At 33.3% G+C, this 18,788-nt stretch carries 14 protein-coding genes; 10 read left to right on the top strand and 4 right to left on the bottom strand.

The features are described from left to right. Positions 1-49: 49 nt before the first annotated feature. The 4 genes from AC1RRQ_RS09915 to AC1RRQ_RS09900 all read right to left on the bottom strand — a co-directional run bounded on the left by AC1RRQ_RS09915 (position 50) and on the right by AC1RRQ_RS09900 (position 6,566). The gene (locus AC1RRQ_RS09915; protein ID WP_493022864.1) at positions 50-3,250 is read right to left on the bottom strand and encodes a cytochrome c biogenesis protein; all 3,201 of its coding nucleotides are present in this window, start codon (positions 3,248-3,250) and stop codon (positions 50-52) included. 260 nt (positions 3,251-3,510) lie between these two features. Next, a complete protein-coding gene (locus AC1RRQ_RS09910) occupies positions 3,511-4,503 on the bottom strand; it encodes a hypothetical protein (RefSeq protein WP_493022863.1) in 993 nt (330 codons plus the stop codon). Positions 4,504-4,507: 4 nt separating this feature from the next. After that, entirely contained in the window at positions 4,508-5,530 is a 1,023-nt protein-coding gene (locus tag AC1RRQ_RS09905; RefSeq protein WP_493022862.1) for a coiled-coil domain-containing protein, read from the bottom strand. 4 nt (positions 5,531-5,534) lie between these two features. Further along, entirely contained in the window at positions 5,535-6,566 is a 1,032-nt protein-coding gene (locus AC1RRQ_RS09900; protein ID WP_493022861.1) for a hypothetical protein, read from the bottom strand. Positions 6,567-6,744: 178 nt separating this feature from the next. On the opposite strand from AC1RRQ_RS09900, the gene AC1RRQ_RS09895 reads away from it, so the two are divergent. The 10 genes from AC1RRQ_RS09895 to AC1RRQ_RS09850 all read left to right on the top strand — a co-directional run bounded on the left by AC1RRQ_RS09895 (position 6,745) and on the right by AC1RRQ_RS09850 (position 18,571). After that, a complete protein-coding gene (locus tag AC1RRQ_RS09895) occupies positions 6,745-7,506 on the top strand; it encodes a Rossmann-like and DUF2520 domain-containing protein (protein WP_493022860.1) in 762 nt (253 codons plus the stop codon). After that, positions 7,490-8,017: a KdsC family phosphatase gene (locus tag AC1RRQ_RS09890; RefSeq protein ID WP_493022859.1), complete on the top strand. Its 528-nt coding sequence runs from the start codon at positions 7,490-7,492 to the stop codon at positions 8,015-8,017. The genes AC1RRQ_RS09895 and AC1RRQ_RS09890 overlap by 17 nt, the downstream gene beginning before the upstream one ends. 128 nt (positions 8,018-8,145) lie before the next feature. After that, complete coding sequence (locus tag AC1RRQ_RS09885; protein WP_493022858.1) at positions 8,146-9,072, top strand: geranylgeranylglycerol-phosphate geranylgeranyltransferase; 927 nt, start codon at positions 8,146-8,148, stop codon at positions 9,070-9,072. Next, entirely contained in the window at positions 9,065-9,649 is a 585-nt protein-coding gene (locus AC1RRQ_RS09880) for a Maf-like protein (RefSeq protein ID WP_493022857.1), read from the top strand. Before AC1RRQ_RS09885 ends, AC1RRQ_RS09880 begins: the two co-directional genes overlap by 8 nt. A gap of 11 nt (positions 9,650-9,660) precedes the next feature. After that, positions 9,661-10,191, top strand: a complete 531-nt coding sequence (locus tag AC1RRQ_RS09875; protein WP_493022856.1) for a mechanosensitive ion channel domain-containing protein — start codon at positions 9,661-9,663, stop codon at positions 10,189-10,191. Between the two features lie 110 nt (positions 10,192-10,301). Continuing rightward, complete coding sequence (locus tag AC1RRQ_RS09870) at positions 10,302-11,402, top strand: AI-2E family transporter (RefSeq protein ID WP_493022855.1); 1,101 nt, start codon at positions 10,302-10,304, stop codon at positions 11,400-11,402. Between the two features lie 88 nt (positions 11,403-11,490). After that, complete coding sequence (locus AC1RRQ_RS09865; RefSeq protein WP_493022854.1) at positions 11,491-13,320, top strand: hypothetical protein; 1,830 nt, start codon at positions 11,491-11,493, stop codon at positions 13,318-13,320. Between the two features lie 195 nt (positions 13,321-13,515). Next, positions 13,516-14,031, top strand: coding sequence for a hypothetical protein (locus tag AC1RRQ_RS09860; RefSeq protein ID WP_493022853.1), 516 nt, complete (start codon positions 13,516-13,518; stop codon positions 14,029-14,031). A 159-nt stretch (positions 14,032-14,190) separates the two neighbouring features. Beyond that, the gene (locus tag AC1RRQ_RS09855) at positions 14,191-16,722 is read left to right on the top strand and encodes a PIG-L family deacetylase (protein WP_493022852.1); all 2,532 of its coding nucleotides are present in this window, start codon (positions 14,191-14,193) and stop codon (positions 16,720-16,722) included. 121 nt (positions 16,723-16,843) lie between these two features. After that, entirely contained in the window at positions 16,844-18,571 is a 1,728-nt protein-coding gene (locus AC1RRQ_RS09850) for a sodium:solute symporter family protein (RefSeq protein WP_493022851.1), read from the top strand. Positions 18,572-18,788: the final 217 nt, after the last annotated feature.

The following is an 18,788-nucleotide window of genomic DNA, read 5'->3' as shown; positions in this document are numbered from 1 at the left end:
AAAAGGTTCAACAATTACGTTGAACCTTTTTTGTATCTAAAATCAAAGATTATTTGTTTTTATAGTATTTACGGTATTTAGGATAAGTTACAGCTCCAATTAGTGTAATTACTCCTAATGAATAATAAATCCAGTTTAATGAATGTGCTTCTCCACTTGCGTACGAGTGTAAACCTACTAAGTGGAAGTTTACTCCATAATAAGTAAACAAAATCGAAACGAAAGCAAACATACTCATCAAGTTAAAGAACCATTTTCCTCTCAAAGCAGGAACAAAACGAGCGTGAATTACAAAAGCATAAAACATTATCGAGATTAAAGCCCAAGTTTCTTTTGGATCCCATCCCCAGTAGCGTCCCCAGCTTTCGTTGGCCCATTGTCCTCCAAGGAAGTTACCAATTGTAAGCATAATTAAACCAATTGTTAAAGCCATTTCGTTGATATACGTAATCTCTTTTATATTTAAGCTCATTTTAGCTTTGTTCTTTTCCGTAGTAAAGAAAATCAATACTAAAGCCACAAAACCTAAAATCATTCCTAATGCAGTTGGACCGTAACTTGCTACAATTACTGCAACGTGAATCATTAACCAATACGAATTAAGAACTGGCTGTAAGTTTGCAATTTCCGGATCGATCCAGTTCATATACGCTGCCATTAAAATCATAGCCGTTACGAAAGCAGATGATGCAACGGTAAGTTTAGATTTTCTATCAAAAGCCAGTCCGAAGAACATTGTAGACCAGGCTACATATACAATCGATTCGTAAGCATTACTCCACGGCGCGTGGCCCGAGATGTACCAGCGTGCCACTAATCCTAATGTATGAAGGGCAAATAATAGTCCTATAATAATATGGAAACCGTTTACGGTAATTCGAAGCCATTTTTTCTCAAAAAAGATATTGATGATGGTAAACATCAACATCAGGATAGAAGCGGTAATGTACCAATATGGCAATACTTTAAAAACGTCGTATTTATTATAGGCAATTTCGGCATCAATTTTTTGCTCGCTTGGACGAACTTTAGCTCCAAATTTCTTCTGAAAACCATTAATACTTTCTACTAATTGATCTGCTGTATCCCAGTTTTTAGAAATAGAAGCGTTGTTTAAAGCGCTGAAATATAAAGGAAGAATTTGTTTTACATAAGTTGAATCCATTCCTTTAAAACTATTATTATCACGTTCTAAATACGAAACCCATTTATGATTTGGATCATTTGGAATAGGGAAAATTTTCAGGATACTGCCGCTTAAAGCAGATTCCATTAAGTTTACTCTTTTATCTGTTTCAACAAAATCTTTCTCAAACTGATTTGGGTTTGCTGCTTTATAAGCGGCATCTAAATAAGGAGATAGTTTATAATTTCCGTTAGCATCAAAGAAATTTACAAATGGAGCACGCTTAGCCTCTTTATCCACTCCTATTATTTTACGAATACTATCGTTTCCAGATCTTAAATGTATAAGCGGCACCTGAATCCAAACCTGCGCATATTGTGTCATAGACAAAAATACCTGATCAGAGTTCATTCCGTTGTATGTATCGCTTTGGCTTACTTTTCTAAGTAATTCAGAAGAAAATGTATTAACAGGTTTCATTCTTCCTCCGGCATCCTGAATAATCAAACGTCCAAATTTGGCTGCATGAGATTCCGGAGCTTTATAAATTGTCAATAACGAATCTAATTGTTTTTGACTTGGCGGTGCCGTAACGTGATTAGCATGATCGTCTGGATCTGCCGTATGATTGTGATCATGATCGTGAGTATGAACATGTGGTGCCTGAGCAAAACCATTTAAACTTAAAAGTAAAACCAAAAGTGTAATTAGTTTTTCTTTTTTCTTTTTAACAACATCCAATTTTCTTTTTAAATCACCAAAACGAGAATGTTTTGTAAACATAATTGCCATTAAACCAATGTACAGCATAAAATACCCTAAATACGTTATGTTAGTTCCCCAAAAATCGTGGTTTACAGATAATACAGTTCCTTTTTCATCCGGATCAAATGAAGATTGAAAGAAACGATATCCTTTATGATCTAAAACGTGGTTCATATAAATATCGGCATTAAAAGTTTCTGTAGAATCCAAAACGGTTACTTTACTCTCAAAAGCCGAATAACTTTTTTCTGTTCCTGGGTATTTTGTAGCAATAAAATCATTCAGTTTCACTTTGAAAGGCAAAACATAAGCTTTACTTCCAAAGAATAAAGAATATTCAATATTACCAATTTTAACAGTTTTAGGTTCTCCAACACTTCCTTTGGAGCCCATAACCATTACTTCTTTTTCCTGTCCTTCTGCTTTTACTTTTACAATTAAAGCGTCTGTATGCGATTTTGCTTTAAAATCGTTATTCGATTCATAATCAATTTTTCCTTTCATTGCAGGATCAGGGAAAACGATTCTAATGTCTCCAATACTATATAAAGAACGCATCATTAAAGGCTGTACGTTATCTTTCGTAACTTTTCCTTTTAACTGATCTGCCATTCGCATAAACTCTCCTTCAAAAGGAGTCTGGATTGTATATTTTTCTCCCGTTGTATTGATATTAATCGCGCCTTCGGTAGGTTTATTTAAAGCAAATAAAACGTTGTGAATGTTTTGAACTTCACCTTCTTTTAGGTAATGTTCTTCACGTCCGCCAGAACCGGCTTCCACTAATTTAAGGTATAAAGCTCCGTTAGGATCTGCTTTAACTACTTCTTTTGCTCCCATTATATAATTAGAATAGGTAACTTCAAAAGGAGTTTGGTCGAATTTTCCTGAAATAGAAAAATCGTTGTTTGTAACCGGAGAAAGTAAAAGATTTTTTTCAAAAACTCTACGTTTCATTTCTCCTTTATATTCACCGTCAACAAAAACGGTTAAAAAAGTTTTATCTGAATAAATTTGGTTTTCTGCCGCTCCTTCACGAATTGGCATCATTCCTTCATAACTCATATAACGTGTAATAAATGCTCCTAAAAGGATAAAAACAAAAGCAAGGTGAAGTAATAATGTGGCCCATTTTTCTTTTTTAAGCAATTGGTAACGTTTGATATTTCCGAAGAAATTAAGCATAAACACAAACATTATTGCTTCAAACCACTTCGTATTGTAAATTAAAATTCTGGCTGTGTCGGTATTGTATTTACTTTCGATAAAAGTTCCAATACCCATTGCAACTGCGAATGCTATAAAAAGAACGGCCATTAATCGTGTAGAAAACAAAAAAGAGAATATTTTTTTATCCATTATTAAGGAATTACATTGTATAAAAGTGCCACAAAAATACTTAAAAATGTTGATTAGAGATAGGCACAATTTGTTAATAAAAACCAAATATAACGATGTAGGATATAGGCCGCAGATTACACCGATTAAACGGATTATTTTTTATTCAGTTTTTATTTATTTGAACTAAAATAGTAAAGACGTATAAATCCGTTTAATCTTGATATCTGTGGGCAAACTTTTCTACGCCTAATTATAATAAGTATTCTTATTTCTAAAAATTATTTTACCTTTTGTTCAATTCTTGAAAGTCTTTCTGAAAGTGTTTTAAACGATTTGTTTTCTTCTTTTAATGCCTCAATTTCTTTTGATTGCTGAATAGAATACAAAGTCAGCTCTTCAATTTTCTGTAACAGTTTAGCATTCATTTCGCCTAAATTAATACCGTTTTTAAGGACTTCTTCTTCACTTGGGATATTTTCTAAATGCCCTTTTTCTTTAATATGATTTTCGACTTCTGCCAATGTTGGTAAATTATATTCTTTTTTAAATACAAAATCCGACCAGCCTGTCATATCCACTTTTACTTCTTTGGAATGGATTGTACCATTTACATCGAGTTTGTTTTTTGGATTTGTAATTCCAATACCGACATTACCAGTTAATCCAGCAATTGAAAAATAAGGCTTTAATATGGTATTAGTAGCATTTTTTGCAGTAATAGTAAATAAGCCTGGATTATTAATTTCTTCGGGAAAAACTAAATTTAAATTGTTACTTGTAAAATTATCAATATAAAATCCCATTTTTGTACCTGATAGTTCCGATGTAGAATCATCATTGTAAACAAGAAATTTAGCTCCATTGACACCATACCCAGATCCTAAATCTAATCTTGAATTTGGATTTGATTTGCCAATACCGACATTACCGCTCTCATTTGCAATAATTAATTGTTTCCATCCTCCCCATTGTCCATCTGTTGGAAATGCATTTCTATAAAAAATACCTCCATCATTAAAATTTAATTGATGGTTCTTATTACCTGTATTATCAATCCATGGAGCTAAAGTTAAATTAGTAGAATAATATCCTTCCCCCGGAACGTTAATAACACTTCTTTCCTTAAAATCAGCTCTCATATTTAATAAGCTAAAATTTGGCATATCATTTACTGCCCTTGTATCGTTTATTAATAAGGAATTCGCAGTTTGTGCATTTATATTGGTTATATTCAAACATAAAAGTAGTATTGATAGTATTTTTTTTATCATAATTTTATTTATTTTCAAGTTTTGTTAGTCTGTTTTTCATTTCAACATTTTCTTTTTTCATCGCTGCATTCTCTTTTTTCATTTCAATCATATACAAGGTCAATTCTTCAATTTTCTGCAAAAGTTTAGCATTCATTTCGCCTAAATTTATACCGTTTTTAAGAACTTCTTCTTCGCTTGGGATATTTTCTAAATGCCCTTTTTCTTTAATATGATTTTCGACTTCTGCTAATGTTGGCAGATTATATTCTTTTTTAAATACAAAATCTGACCAGCCTGTCATATCCACTTTTACTTCTTTGGAATGGATAGTACCGTTAACGTCTAATTTATTCTTTGGACTTAAAGTACCAATCCCAACATTACCAAAATAATCAATTCTCATTTGCTCTGTATTGTTATTAGTGCTAAAAGATATACCGCCGCCACTAGTACTACCACCTCTAAAAAAATTAATAGAACTGTTTGTAATATTATAAAAGCTGTGCTCAATTGAGAACGATTTCCCATCTACAACTGTTGTATTATACCCTCTTACTCCAAGAAAAGTTCCATCACCAATATTATCACCTTCAGGTAATCTAGCAAATACAGTCGATAAAATCCCATTTCCAGTATTTTTCGTTATATCTAAAACCGCTCTTGGAGCAATAGTTCCAATTCCTACATTTCCGTTAATAATTTGATTTCCCGTAAAAGTATTGGTTCCTCTCGTTGCTAACTCCATCCAGGCAGGATTTCCTTGATCTGTGGTTTTTCTAAAAAACAATCGATCATTTTCTGTATATGATGAAGAAATTTGCAGTTGAAAAACGTTATTAGGATTACCATGTCTAATTACAAAAAGATGATTCCAGCTATAACTCGTATCCGGAATTCCACCAATAGGATTAAATCCACTGTATACACCTGAATTAATAGCGCCTGTATAATTACTTATACCAGGTGCCAATCCATCGCCAATTTGTTGAGCTGATGCCGTTATTGTTAAGATGAGCGTAATAAATAGTAATGTATTTTTTTTCATGGTTTTATTTATTTTCAAGTTTTATTAATCTGTTTTTCATTTCGATGTTTTCCTTTTTCATCTCAATCATGTATAAGGTCAGCTCTTCAATTTTCTGTAAAAGTTTAGCATTCATTTCGCCTAAATTGATACCGTTTTTAAGCACTTCTTCTTCACTTGGGATGTTTTCTAAATGTCCTTTTTCTTTTATATGATTTTCGACTTCTGCCAATGTTGGTAAGTTATATTCTTTTTTAAATACAAAATCTGACCAGCCTGTCATATCCACTTTTACTTCTTTAGAATGAATTGTACCATTTACATCCAGTTTGTTTTTTGGATTTGATGTACCAATACCTACATTACCAATACCATTAATTTGCATTTGTTCACTCCAAAAATCATTAGTACCACCTCTAGTAGCAAAGATCATTGCTGCTGATGGTTTTGAACTTGTCGAACTATCTTCTGTTCTCATAGCTACAAAACCTGCCCCTTTAAAATTTGAAGTTGTATTAGGTAATGCCCATGTTAGGGTTCCTATAGAACTATTAGCAAGATTTGCTCCTGTAGATAAAACAATGTGTGCTTGAGAATGTTGAGTTGTGCTTGGATTACTCAACTCCAAAAACCTATTATTTCCTCCGTGTTCGTAAGAAGATGGTGTCACAGTCCAAACACCTACATTACCATTAATAATTTGGTTTCCTGCATAAGTATTTGCTCCTCTGGTTGCAAGCTCTATCCAAGTTGTATTTTTTGGAGACAAATCCCAATTATTTGCAATTTTTCTAAAAAACAATCTATCGTTTTCTGTATAAGAAGAAGCTATTTGTAACTGATAGTTATTAGTTTGATTACTATGTCTAATTACAAATAAATGACTCCAATCATGAGTTAGATCGGGAATTGTCCCACGGCTAACTAAACCACTGTAAACACCAGATTTCAAAGGTGTGGCGAAATCATTTATAATAGGTGAAAATCCATCACCAATTTGCTGCGAAAAACCAACTGCTGCGATAAATAAAGAAATAATCAATATTATTTTTTTCATTAGGTAAATTATTAAAATTAGTTTTGACAAAACTATAATTTTAAGTGAAATATTAACAACTTATTTTTTACAAAAATGATCTATTTCACTAATTAAAAAGTAAAATTTAAATTATCAACAAAATCAACTAATTCGATACTTCACTTGCTTTAAAAAAAATAATACTAATTTTGTCCTTATGATTCGAATAACAATAATTGGTTCCGGAAATGTCGCGCAGCATTTAATAAAAGCATTTTCTGCAAGTTCTCTTGTCGAAATTGTACAGGCGTTTTCGAGAAAAAAAGAAGCTCTTATTCATCTTCTTGATCCAGAGAAAATTGTAACTGAATTTTCGGCTTTAAAAGAAGCAGATTTATATATTATTTCGGTTTCAGATAATGCTATTTCCGAAGTTTCAAGTCAATTACCTTTTGATAATCAACTTGTTGTTCATACTTCAGGAACTACTTCAATTGATGTTTTAGATCCTAAAAACAGAAAAGGCGTTTTTTATCCTTTACAAACTTTTTCTAAAAGTAAAGCCGTAGATTTTTCTATAATACCGATTTGTTTAGAAACTGAAAATCAGGAAGATTATGCGATTTTAGAAACTACAGCAAAAAGTATTTCCAATGCTGTTTTTGCTATAAGTTCTGAGCAAAGAAAGGCGCTGCACGTTGCAGCCGTTTTTGTAAACAACTTTACCAATCATTTATACCAGATTGGCCAGGAAATATGCGAAGAGCATCAGGTTCCTTTTGAAGTTTTAAGGCCTTTAATTCAGGAAACTGCCGAAAAAATAAAAACATTAGATCCAATCGATGCGCAAACGGGGCCGGCAAAACGGCATGATTCGGTTACCACAAACGCCCATTTGGATTTTATTACCAACGAAAATCAAAAAAATATTTATAAAATACTAACACAATCTATACAGAATAATGGCAAAAAGTTATAAAGAAATGATGAATGACATTACAACATTTATTTTTGATGTTGATGGCGTACTTACAGACAGTTCGGTTTTTGTAACCACAGAAGGAGAAATTCTTCGTACGATGAATATTCGTGACGGTTATGCACTAAAAGCAGCTGTAGAAAGCGGATACAATGTCTGCATTATTTCTGGTGGCAGCAACGAAGGCGTTCGAGTGAGACTTCGTAATTTAGGAATTTCCGATATTCATTTAGGAACTCCTGACAAAGTTAAAACATTTAAAGAGTATACAGAAAGTAACAATATTAAACCAGAACAGGTTTTATACATGGGAGACGATATTCCAGACTACCACGTAATGAAATTAGTAGGTTTACCAGCTTCTCCGCAGGATGCCGTTCCAGAAATTAAAAACATCTGTCGTTATATTTCACACGTAAAAGGCGGAAAAGGCGCTGCACGAGACGTTATCGAACAAGTTATGAAAGTACAAGGAAAATGGATGGAACATTTTAATGGACAACATGATTAAATTTAATTGTGAATTGTTAATTATAAATTGTTAATTAAAAAACTCAGTCCCTTAGCAACTTAGCAACTCAGAACCTTAAAAAAAACCTTTGCATCTCTGCCCCTTTGAACCTTTGCAACTTAAAAAAAATGAAATACCTAAAACTAATTCGATATAAAAATCTACTCATGCTTGCTTTTATGCAGCTCTTGTTTCGTTATGCTTTTTTAAAACAGCAGGATATTCCGCTGGCATTAGCCGACTGGCAATACGGACTTTTGGTTTTAAGTACTGTTTTATTGGCTGCTGCAGGTTATGTTATCAATAATATATATGATGTTGCCACAGATACGATTAACAAACCACAGGATGTTGTAGTGGGTAAAAAAATTTCAGAAACGGCTGCCTTTAATATTTACATAGGGCTTAACGTTACTGGAGTTGCACTCGGATTTGTTTTGGCTAATATTATTTTGCGTCCAACATTTGCTTCACTTTTTATTTTAATTGCATCGCTGCTTTATTTTTATGCCACAACATTAAAATCAATTATGATTGTGGGAAATTTTGTTGTTGCAGCATTGCTTTCTATAAGTGTTTTGATAATTGGTGTTTTTGATCTTTTCCCGGCCACTACAATAGAGAATAAAGCACAGATGGCAAGTCTTTTTTCTATTTTAACAGATTATGCATTGTTTGCTTTTATGATCAATTTTATTCGTGAAATTGTAAAAGATATTGAAGACATGGACGGCGATTACAATCAGGGAATGAATACGCTGCCTATTGCAATTGGAAAAAGCAGAACCGCAAAAATCGCTTTAGGATTTGCTGTAATTCCGTTTATTTTATCATTGCTGTACATCAACAAATATTTCTTCGAAAACAATCTTTTCATCGTGACGTTTTATACGTTTATTTTTGTTTTGGCTCCCTTATTATATTTTATTGTAAAAATATTTAGTGCCAAAACCAAAAAAGATTTTCATCATTTAAGTTCTATTTTAAAGTTGATTTTATTCTTCGGAATCCTGTCAATATTGGTCATCAGCTTAAACATCAAATACAATGCTTAAAGAAAAATTAAAAAAATATAAAATCATCCTGGCGTCGGGATCGCCTCGCAGACAACAGTTTTTTAAGGATTTGGATCTTGATTTCGAAATACGTTTAAAAGATGTAGAAGAAATCTATCCACCAGAATTAAAAGCGGTTGAAATAACTGATTTTCTATCGCAATTAAAGGCTGATGCTTTTAAAGACGAATTGAAAGAAAATGAGATCTTAATAACAAGCGATACCATTGTATGGCATAAAAACAAAGCATTAGGCAAACCAAAAAATGCCCAAGAAGCTTTTGAAATGATCAAATCAATGTCAAACGATACTCACGAAGTGATTACTTCGGTATGCTTTCAAACCAATACTGCTTCTACCCTTTTGCATGATATTACTAAAGTTACTTTCAAAGATTTATCAGACGAAAGTATTTTGTATTATATCGAAAACTATAAACCTTACGATAAAGCGGGTGCTTATGGCATTCAGGAATGGTTTGGTTTTATGGCTGTTACAAAAGTTGAAGGCTCTTATACCAATGTTATGGGACTTCCAACGGCCAAAGTTTACGAATATTTGACTACATTAGTGTAAAAATTAAATTTATGTTTTCTTTTAAAGAATATAGCCAGGAAATTTTAACTACTATAATTCTCCTTTTAGTATTAGCAGCGCTAAGAGTTATTATTGCACAATTAGTTCGTCGTTATGCTAAAACAAGTCACTTATTAGAACACCGAACTAATTTGGTAATCAAATACATTCATATTTTAATGAATATTTTGGTAACCATTAGTTTGATTATAATTTGGGGAGTTGAAACACAGGATATTTTTATTACCGTTTCGTCAATAGCAACAGTTATTGGCGTGGCGATGTTTGCGCAATGGTCTATTTTGAGTAACATTACCTCAGGTATGATTTTATTCTTTTCATTCCCTTTTCGAATTGGAGATACGATAAAAATACATGATAAAGATTTCCCTATAGAAGCTGAAATAGAAGATATTAGTGCCTTTCATGTAAACCTAAGAACTAAAGAAGGCGAAAAAATCATTTTCCCCAATAACCTTCTTTTACAAAAAGGAATTTCGATTATGCCTGCACAATACGAAGAGAAAGAATTTTTTGATTAATTTTTTGAATGGGAATTTTATAAAGTATATACAAAAAGCTGGAACGTTATAATTTAATTATATTATAATATTTGCTTAACTAATTGTATATTTTCTAAAATTCAACCAAAATGATTCAACCTCTAAAGTTGCCGTTTTATGCAAAACTTGCTTGTATATTAGTGAGTTTAATTTCATTTGCTTATATATTCTGCGTTACCAAAGATATTTTAACACCTGTTTTATTAGCTTTTCTATTTGCAGTTTTACTGCTTCCTGTTTTTACCTTTTTAAAAACAAAATTTAAGTTCCCCAGACATCTTGCGGCAATTGTCTGCATATTAATATTTCTATCCTTTATTGTGGGTATTTTGGTCTTTATATCCTTTCAGGTTACCAATATGGCCAACGATTTTGATACTATAAAGAAAAACGCCAATTCGTTTATTATTGAAATTCATAAGTTTATTAGAGAAAACTTCCAAGTTAGTATTGGCGAACAAAAAAAATACATTGATACGGTTACCAAAGATTCCGTAAAAAACGGAAATGCCACTTTAGGTTCGGCCATCATATCCATAAGCGATGTTCTTTTAGACAGTACTATTATTGTAATTTATACGTTCTTGTTCTTAATCTATAAGGAACATTTCAAACTGTTTTTGGCCAAATTAATCAATAAAGAAAACCACGCGGTTTTAAAAGATATCCTTTCGCAGATTAAAGTTTCCATCAACAATTATATTGTGAGTTTAATAATCGAAATGATTGTTGTAGCTGTATTAACAAGTTTAGGATTGTGGATTATTGGTATTAAATATTTCATTTTATTAGGGCTGATTACCGGAATTTTAAACTTAGTTCCTTATATCGGAATATTGGTTGCCGGAATCATCACTGTTTTAGCTTCTTTAACAGGTTCTGCCGAAACCTCTATGCTTTTAGGAATTTTAATTGTCAATGTAATTGTTCAGTTTATCGACAATAATTTGCTTGTACCGTTGATTATTAATTCAAAAGTAGAAATCAATGCTTTTGTTTCGATTATGGGAATTATTGTAGGCGGTGCTGCCGCTGGAATCGCAGGAATGTTTCTCGCAATTCCGCTTCTGGCAATTCTAAAAATCATTTTTGACAGAATTGAATCACTCGAACCGTGGGGCTATTTAATGGGAAATCACATGCCCAGAAAATTTAATTGGAGAGTTCGCAGAGCAAAAGTGCAAGAGTAAAATAATCTGCTGATTTGTAAAATATTTGTGTTATTTATCTTAAATTCATAGAATAATCAGCCTTTAAAATAAGTTTAAAATTATCTGAATGTTACTAAATAAAAAAATAATTGTTTTTATAATCTTGTGTCTTTGTTTTCAAAGCATTAGTGCTCAGACAGATAATACTAAAAAAGAGAAAACTCCGAAAAAGGACAGTACTGAGATTTATACTAAAATTAAAAATTACTCCAAAAAAAACAAGTTCACGCAAACCCTTCATAAACTGCTTTTTAGAACTAAAAGACCTAAAAAGAGAGAAATTATCGAACCAATTGATAATGAAAGTTTCAACGGAAAAATCATTCGAAAAATAAATATTGTTACCCTTGATCCGTTTGGACATTCTGTTACAGATACAACCGTAAAACCAAGAAATTGGGGAGAACGAACCGGAAACAGACTGCATTTAAAAACAAAAAAGTTTGCCATTTACAATCTTCTTTTGTTTAAAAGAAACACACCTTACGACTCTTATAAAGTACAAGAGAGTGAACGTTTAATTCGTGCACAGCGATACGTTACAGCCGTAAGGATCACAAATGAACTGGCCAGTCCGGCTTCAGATTCTGTTGATGTTACCATTAGGGTTTTAGATTCCTGGAGTACAATTCCAAGGTTTTCTATATCCAGCAGCAGAGTTTCTGCAGGATTCAAAGAAAAAGATTTTTTTGGAACAGGACAGCAGCTTGAATATCGTTTCACCAATCGGTTTGATGATGGCCGTAATGGTAATGATGTAACCTACACTGTTCCTAATATCAAAAATACTTATATTTCGACGGTACTGCATTATAATAAAGATCTAGATCATAATTATACCAAAAGCATCGATATCGAAAGAGATTTCTACTCTCCTCTAACCAAATGGGCCGGTGGTGTTTTTGTTGGACAGAATTTTAGAAGAGACAGTTTACAGGCTCCAGATTTATCGTATTCGTTCCAGCCGTTTAAGAATAATTTTCAGGATTTATGGGTAGGAAAAGCAACTAAAGTGTATGAAGATGATAATGAAGCGATCACGAACTTAATTACTTCTGCACGCTTTTTAAATGTCAATTACAGCGAAACGCCTGATTCTATATACGATCCAACACATTTTTATTCGGATGAAAAACTTATGTTAATGGGAGTTGGACTTAACAGACGTAAATTTATAAAAGACAACTATATTTTTAGAAACGGACAAACGGAAGATGTACCAATAGGAAGAATTTACGGTATTACTTTCGGATATCAATATAAAAATAAAATTTGGAGACCTTATGCGGGTGCACAGTTTTCTTTTGGAAATTATTACCGTTTAGGATTCTTAAGTATGAATTTTGAAGCGGGAACGTATTTTCATCAATCCAAAACCTATCAAACAGCCTATTTATTCGAATCAAATTATTTCACGAAATTATTCAATCTCGGAAGCTGGAAACTGCGTCAATTCGTAAACCCAAAAGTCGTTATTGGAGCTAATCATGAAGATATTATTGGAGATCAATTAAATATAAACGAACAAAATGGTTTAGCCGGATTTAACAGCGCTTTATACGGAACTAGTAAAACAGTTCTGTCGCTGCAAACGCAGACTTATTCGCCATACGCGCTTTGGGGATTCCGTTTAAATCCGTTTTTTAATTATACCGTTGCCTATTTAGGAACTCCGGATAGAGCGATGTTCAACAGCAAACCTTATTCAAAAATTACTTTAGGCTTATTAATCAGCAATGACTATTTAGTTTTTAGTTCCTTTCAGCTGTCACTGTCTTATTATCCAAGTATTCCTCTTCAGGGAGATAACGTGTACAAAACCAATACTTTTGAAACCACTGATTATGGTTTGCAAAGTTTTGAACTTGCAAAACCAAGAACTGTTGAATACAAATAATCGAAAAATAATTGCATATTTTTTTTATTATTTAAAACTCATAAAACGCTTTAAAAATCAATATTTTACAGAAAAACTAACTAAAATTCACTCGTCAAACTACATATTTTATCCGACGAAATGCAATTGCTTTTTATTTTTGGCACGGTATATGAAATTCCTTAAACAAGAATTAACATTAAAACTTTAGAAAAGATGAAAACAATAAAAATAGCAATCGCCGGATTATTTCTTTTGATTGCAAATGCCACACAAGCTCAGGTATCAATTAACGTTAATATTGGAAATCCGCCAGCTTGGGGACCTGCAGGATATACCGAAATGGAATATTACTATCTTCCAGATATTGAAGCTTATTATGATGTACGTGCATCGCAATTCATCTATTTTGGAGGCGGAAGATGGGTAAGAACCACTTATTTACCAAGACAATACAGAAATTATGATTTATACGGAGGATATAAAGTAGTATTAACAGATTACCACGGAAGAACTCCTTATACTTACTTTGATCGTCATAGAGTAAAATATTACAGAGGATATCATGGGCCTGCTCAAAGACCTTACCAACCAAGACCGGTTTATGGTTACAACGAGCGTCGTTATGATCGTAGAGACTACAAGCATTACGACAAACATGATAAACACCACGATAAACATGACAGACATGACCATGATGATGATCACGGACATGGTCACGGAAGAAGATAACAAACAAAAACAACGAGAGCGTATTAGTAAATACGCTCTTTTTCTATTTTAAAACTAACCCAAACAGCATTCAAAAATCACCATTAACATTTCATTTAAATACTGTTTCATAATTTTATTAGTATTTTTGAAGCTATTACAAAACCATCTAACTACACCATGCAAAAAATACAGGTTCAAATACTTCTTTTATTTTTTATAGGTTTTCAAATCTCATTTGCGCAACAGCCGCAAAAACCAAACACAATCGAAATTTACAATCAAATCAAGAAATTAAACTTTCTGGGGTCTGTATTGTATGTTGCTGCGCATCCGGATGACGAAAATACCCGAATGATATCCTATTTAGCTAATGAAATGAACGCCAGAACCGGTTATTTGTCGTTAACGCGAGGCGATGGGGGTCAAAACCTAATTGGTCCTCAATTGCGCGAATTACTGGGTGTAATTAGAACTCAGGAATTAATTGAAGCCCGCAAAATTGATGGTGGAGAACAATTTTTCTCACGTGCAAATGACTTTGGTTTTTCCAAAAATCCAACAGAGACATTAGAAATCTGGGATAAAGATAAAGTCCTTGCCGATGTGGTTTGGACCATAAGAAAATTTCAGCCGGACATTATTATTAACCGATTTGATCACCGTTCGCCGGGTACAACACACGGTCATCATACTTCATCGGCAATGCTGAGTGTTGAGAGTTTTAAGCTTACAAACGATCCTAAAATTTATCCTGAACAATTAAAATTCGTTTCGCTTTGGCAGGTAAAACGCCAGTTTTTTAATCCGTCCTGGTGGTTTTACGGAAGCCAGGAAAAATTCGATGCAGCCAATAAATCCAAATTTACAAAACTGGAAACGGGAGTTTACTATACCGGAATTGGAAAATCGAATCAGGAAATCGCTGCTTTAAGCCGAAGCCGTCATCAATCTCAAGGATTTGGGAGCACGGGCGTTCGTGGTTTAGAAACTGAATATTTAGAATTAATTAATGGTGATACGCCAAAAGACCGTGATGATTTATTTGATGGAATCGACACGAGCTGGAACCGCGTTAAAAACGGAAAACCAATTGGGGATTTAATTTCAAGCATTATTTCAAAATACGATTTCAGTAAACCATCTGCAAGTATTCCAGATCTGGTAAAAGTATATACCATGATCGAAGCTTTAGACGATGAACATTGGAAAACGGTAAAAGCTGCAGCTGTAAAAAACATCATTGCATCTTGCTCTGGTCTATACCTTGAAGCCGTTGCCAGCGAGCAGGAAGCAACTCCCGGAAGTACTATCAAATTAAGCTTAGAAGCCATTAACAGATGCGCTGTTGAAATGCAATTGACAAGTGTAACCACATTGCCAGACAATAAAACAACGGATCAAAACAGCATTTTAAAAGACAACAACGATCAAAGGATTAATCTGCAAATGCAGCTTCCAAACAATATCGAATACACACAGCCCTATTGGTTAAAGGAAAAAGCAACTGTTGGAATGTATACCGTTTCTAATCAGGAAAATATTGGAATTCCGGATATTATCAGAGAAGTAAAAGTTGTTTTCAACGTTAAAATCAATGGAGTTGAAATTCCCTTTGATCGAACAGTTGTATACAAATACAATGATGGCGTAAAAGGCGAAATGTATAATTTTCTGGATATAGTTCCAGAAGTTACCACTTCAATTCTGGAAAAAGTACTAGTTTTTAGAGATACAAAAAGCAAAATGATTCCGGTAAAAGTTCGTGCTGGAAAAGACGATGTAAACGGAAATCTGCAATTGGATCTTCCTAAAAGCTGGAGTGTTTCTCCCAAACAAATTCCGTTTTCTTTAGATAAAAAAGGAAACGAACAGATATTTTATTTTGAAGTTACACCGCCGGTAAATCCGGAAGAAGTCGTGGCAAAAAGTATTGCGGTTGTCGACAATAAACGTTTTGACAGAGATCAGACTATTATTGATTTCAATCATATTACCAAACAAATGGTTTTAAAACCAGCCGAATCAAAATGCATTAGAATAGATTTAAAAACTTCCGGCGATGCTATTGCTTATATTATGGGTGCCGGCGATGAAGTTCCCGAAAGTTTAGCTCAAATGGGATACAAAGTTTCTATTTTAAAACCAGAAGAAATTACGCCCGAAAAACTGGATTCTTTCAGTACTGTTATAACAGGAATCCGCGCTTATAATACCGTAAATGCTTTAGCAAATAAGCAGAATATTTTATTCAATTTTGTAAAAAGCGGTAAAAATATGATTGTTCAATACAATACATACGGAAAATTAGTAACCGACAAAATTGCTCCTTATCCTTTAAAATTATCAAATGATCGTGTAACTGAAGAAAATGCAAAAATTACTTTTCTGGCACCAAATCATCCTGTTTTAAATACGCCAAATAAAATCTCAGCTAAGGATTTTGAAGGCTGGACACAAGAACAAGGCTTGTATTATCCAGACGAATACGACCCTGCCTTCACTCCTATCATTTCATCTCATGACAAAGGAGAATCGCCTAAGAATGGTGCTTTATTAGTCGCTCCGTACGGAAAAGGATACTATATTTACACCGGTTTAAGCTTCTTTAGAGAATTACCAGAAGGAGTTGCTGGTGCATACAGACTGTTGTCGAATATCATTTCGCTAAAGCAGCCTATAGAAGCTCCTAAACAAGATATAAAGCAATAAATTTTAAAAAATGGAAGCTAAAAAAACAAAAAGATGGAAAAAAAGCTACACCTATGTTTTGGTGGCTAACGCTATTTACATTCTGATTTTTTTCTTAATCATGCAATTTTATTCTTAACCTATGCAGCTATTTGACTGGATCGTACTTATTGTAACACTTTTATTCATTGTTGGATATGGTTCATGGAAAACCAAAGGAAGTAAAAACGTTGAAGATTTCATTTTAGGAAACAACGAAACACCTTGGTATACCGTTGGCCTTTCGGTTATGGCAACACAGGCCAGCGCTATTACCTTCTTGTCTACACCCGGGCAGGCTTACCATGACGGAATGGGTTTTGTGCAGTTCTATTTTGGACTGCCTATTGCCATGATTGTGATTTGTTTGACCTTTATTCCGCTTTATCATAAAAATAAAGTTTTTACCGCTTACGAATTTCTCGAAAAACGATTCGATGTAAAAACACGTTCTCTTGCCGCCATTTTGTTTTTGGTTCAAAGAGGTTTAGGAACCGGACTTACCATTTATGCTCCAGCGATTATTTTATCAGCACTTTTAGGATGGAACCTTACAGGTATGAATATCATAATTGGTGTTTTGGTCATTATTTATACCTTTTCAGGAGGAACAAAAGCCGTAAACGTAACGCAGAAACAGCAAATGTTTGTAATCATGTCAGGGATGCTGATTACATTTTTCCTGATTTTGCATTACCTGCCAAACGATATGACCTTTACAAGCGCACTACATATTGCTGGTGCCAATGATAAAATGAACATTGTAGATTTTTCATTTGATCCTGAAGAAAAATATACTTTTTGGAGTGGTATTACAGGAGGTTTTTTCCTGGCCCTTGCCTATTTTGGAACAGATCAATCGCAGGTTGGAAGATATTTATCCGGAAAATCGGTTAAAGAAAGTCAGATGGGCTTAATCATGAACGGACTTTTAAAAGTACCCATGCAGTTCTTTATTCTGTTAACAGGAGTTATGGTTTTTGTCTTTTTTCAATTCAATCCAGTTCCGTTAAATTTTAATCCAAATAATAAAATTGTAATCGAAAAATCGGCTTATAAAGAAGAATATCATACTTTAGAAAAAAAGCTCGACAAATTATCCGAAGACAAAAAAGTAATCAATTTATTGTATATCGATCAGTTAAATCAAGATTATGATAATCCGATTCTGCGCAAAGAATTAGTGAATTTATCGAATAAAGAAAAAGATTTACGAGACCGCGCTAAAGAAATCATTTCAAAAGCCGACAGCAACAGCGAGACCAATGATAAAGATTATGTCTTTTTCCATTTCATTCTGCATTATCTGCCAAAAGGTTTAATAGGATTATTGCTTGCTGTTATTCTTTCAGCTGCTATGTCGTCAACAGCTTCCGGATTAACTGCTTTGGCCTCGACAACCGCTATTGATATTTACAAACGTAATCTCAAAACCGAAAAATCAGAGAAACATTATCTTAATGCGACTAAATTTTTCACCTTGTTTTGGGGAATTGTAGCGATACTTTTTGCATGCGTAGGAACTTTGTTTGAAAATTTAATTCAGCTTGTCAATATTATTGGTTCGATCTTTTACGGAACCGTTTTAGGAATTTTCCTTGTTGGTTTTTATCTTAAAAGAGTTCAGGCAAAGCCAATGTTTATCAGCGCTATCATAAGTCAGTTAACGATTTTTGTAATCTACTATTATATGATTTATAGTCAGGAAAAATTAGGTTATTTATGGCTGAATTTCATTGGAGCGATTTTAACTATTGTATTGTCATTAGTTATGCAGTTTTTGTTTTTCAGAGGAAAACCTAATGATAATGAGTTGATTGTAGAAGAATAAAATGATTCCAATTTGTATATCATAAATGCAAACACCGTTTGTAATTTAGGCTGAAAGGAAACTCGAGCGATAGCGAACAGACGAAGTAAATTGTACAAACATATCGGTAAAGATTGACGACTCTCTTTGCGTAGACGCACTGCAGTGCGTCTCTACGATTTAGATCATCTATAAATCAATAACAATTTTAATGTAGAGATGCACTGCAGTGCATCTA

This window comes from Flavobacterium sp. GW821-FHT12A05, from assembly GCF_058807735.1.
Note: the sequence above shows the minus strand (reverse complement) of the source record. Positions and strands in the feature narration are given on the sequence as shown.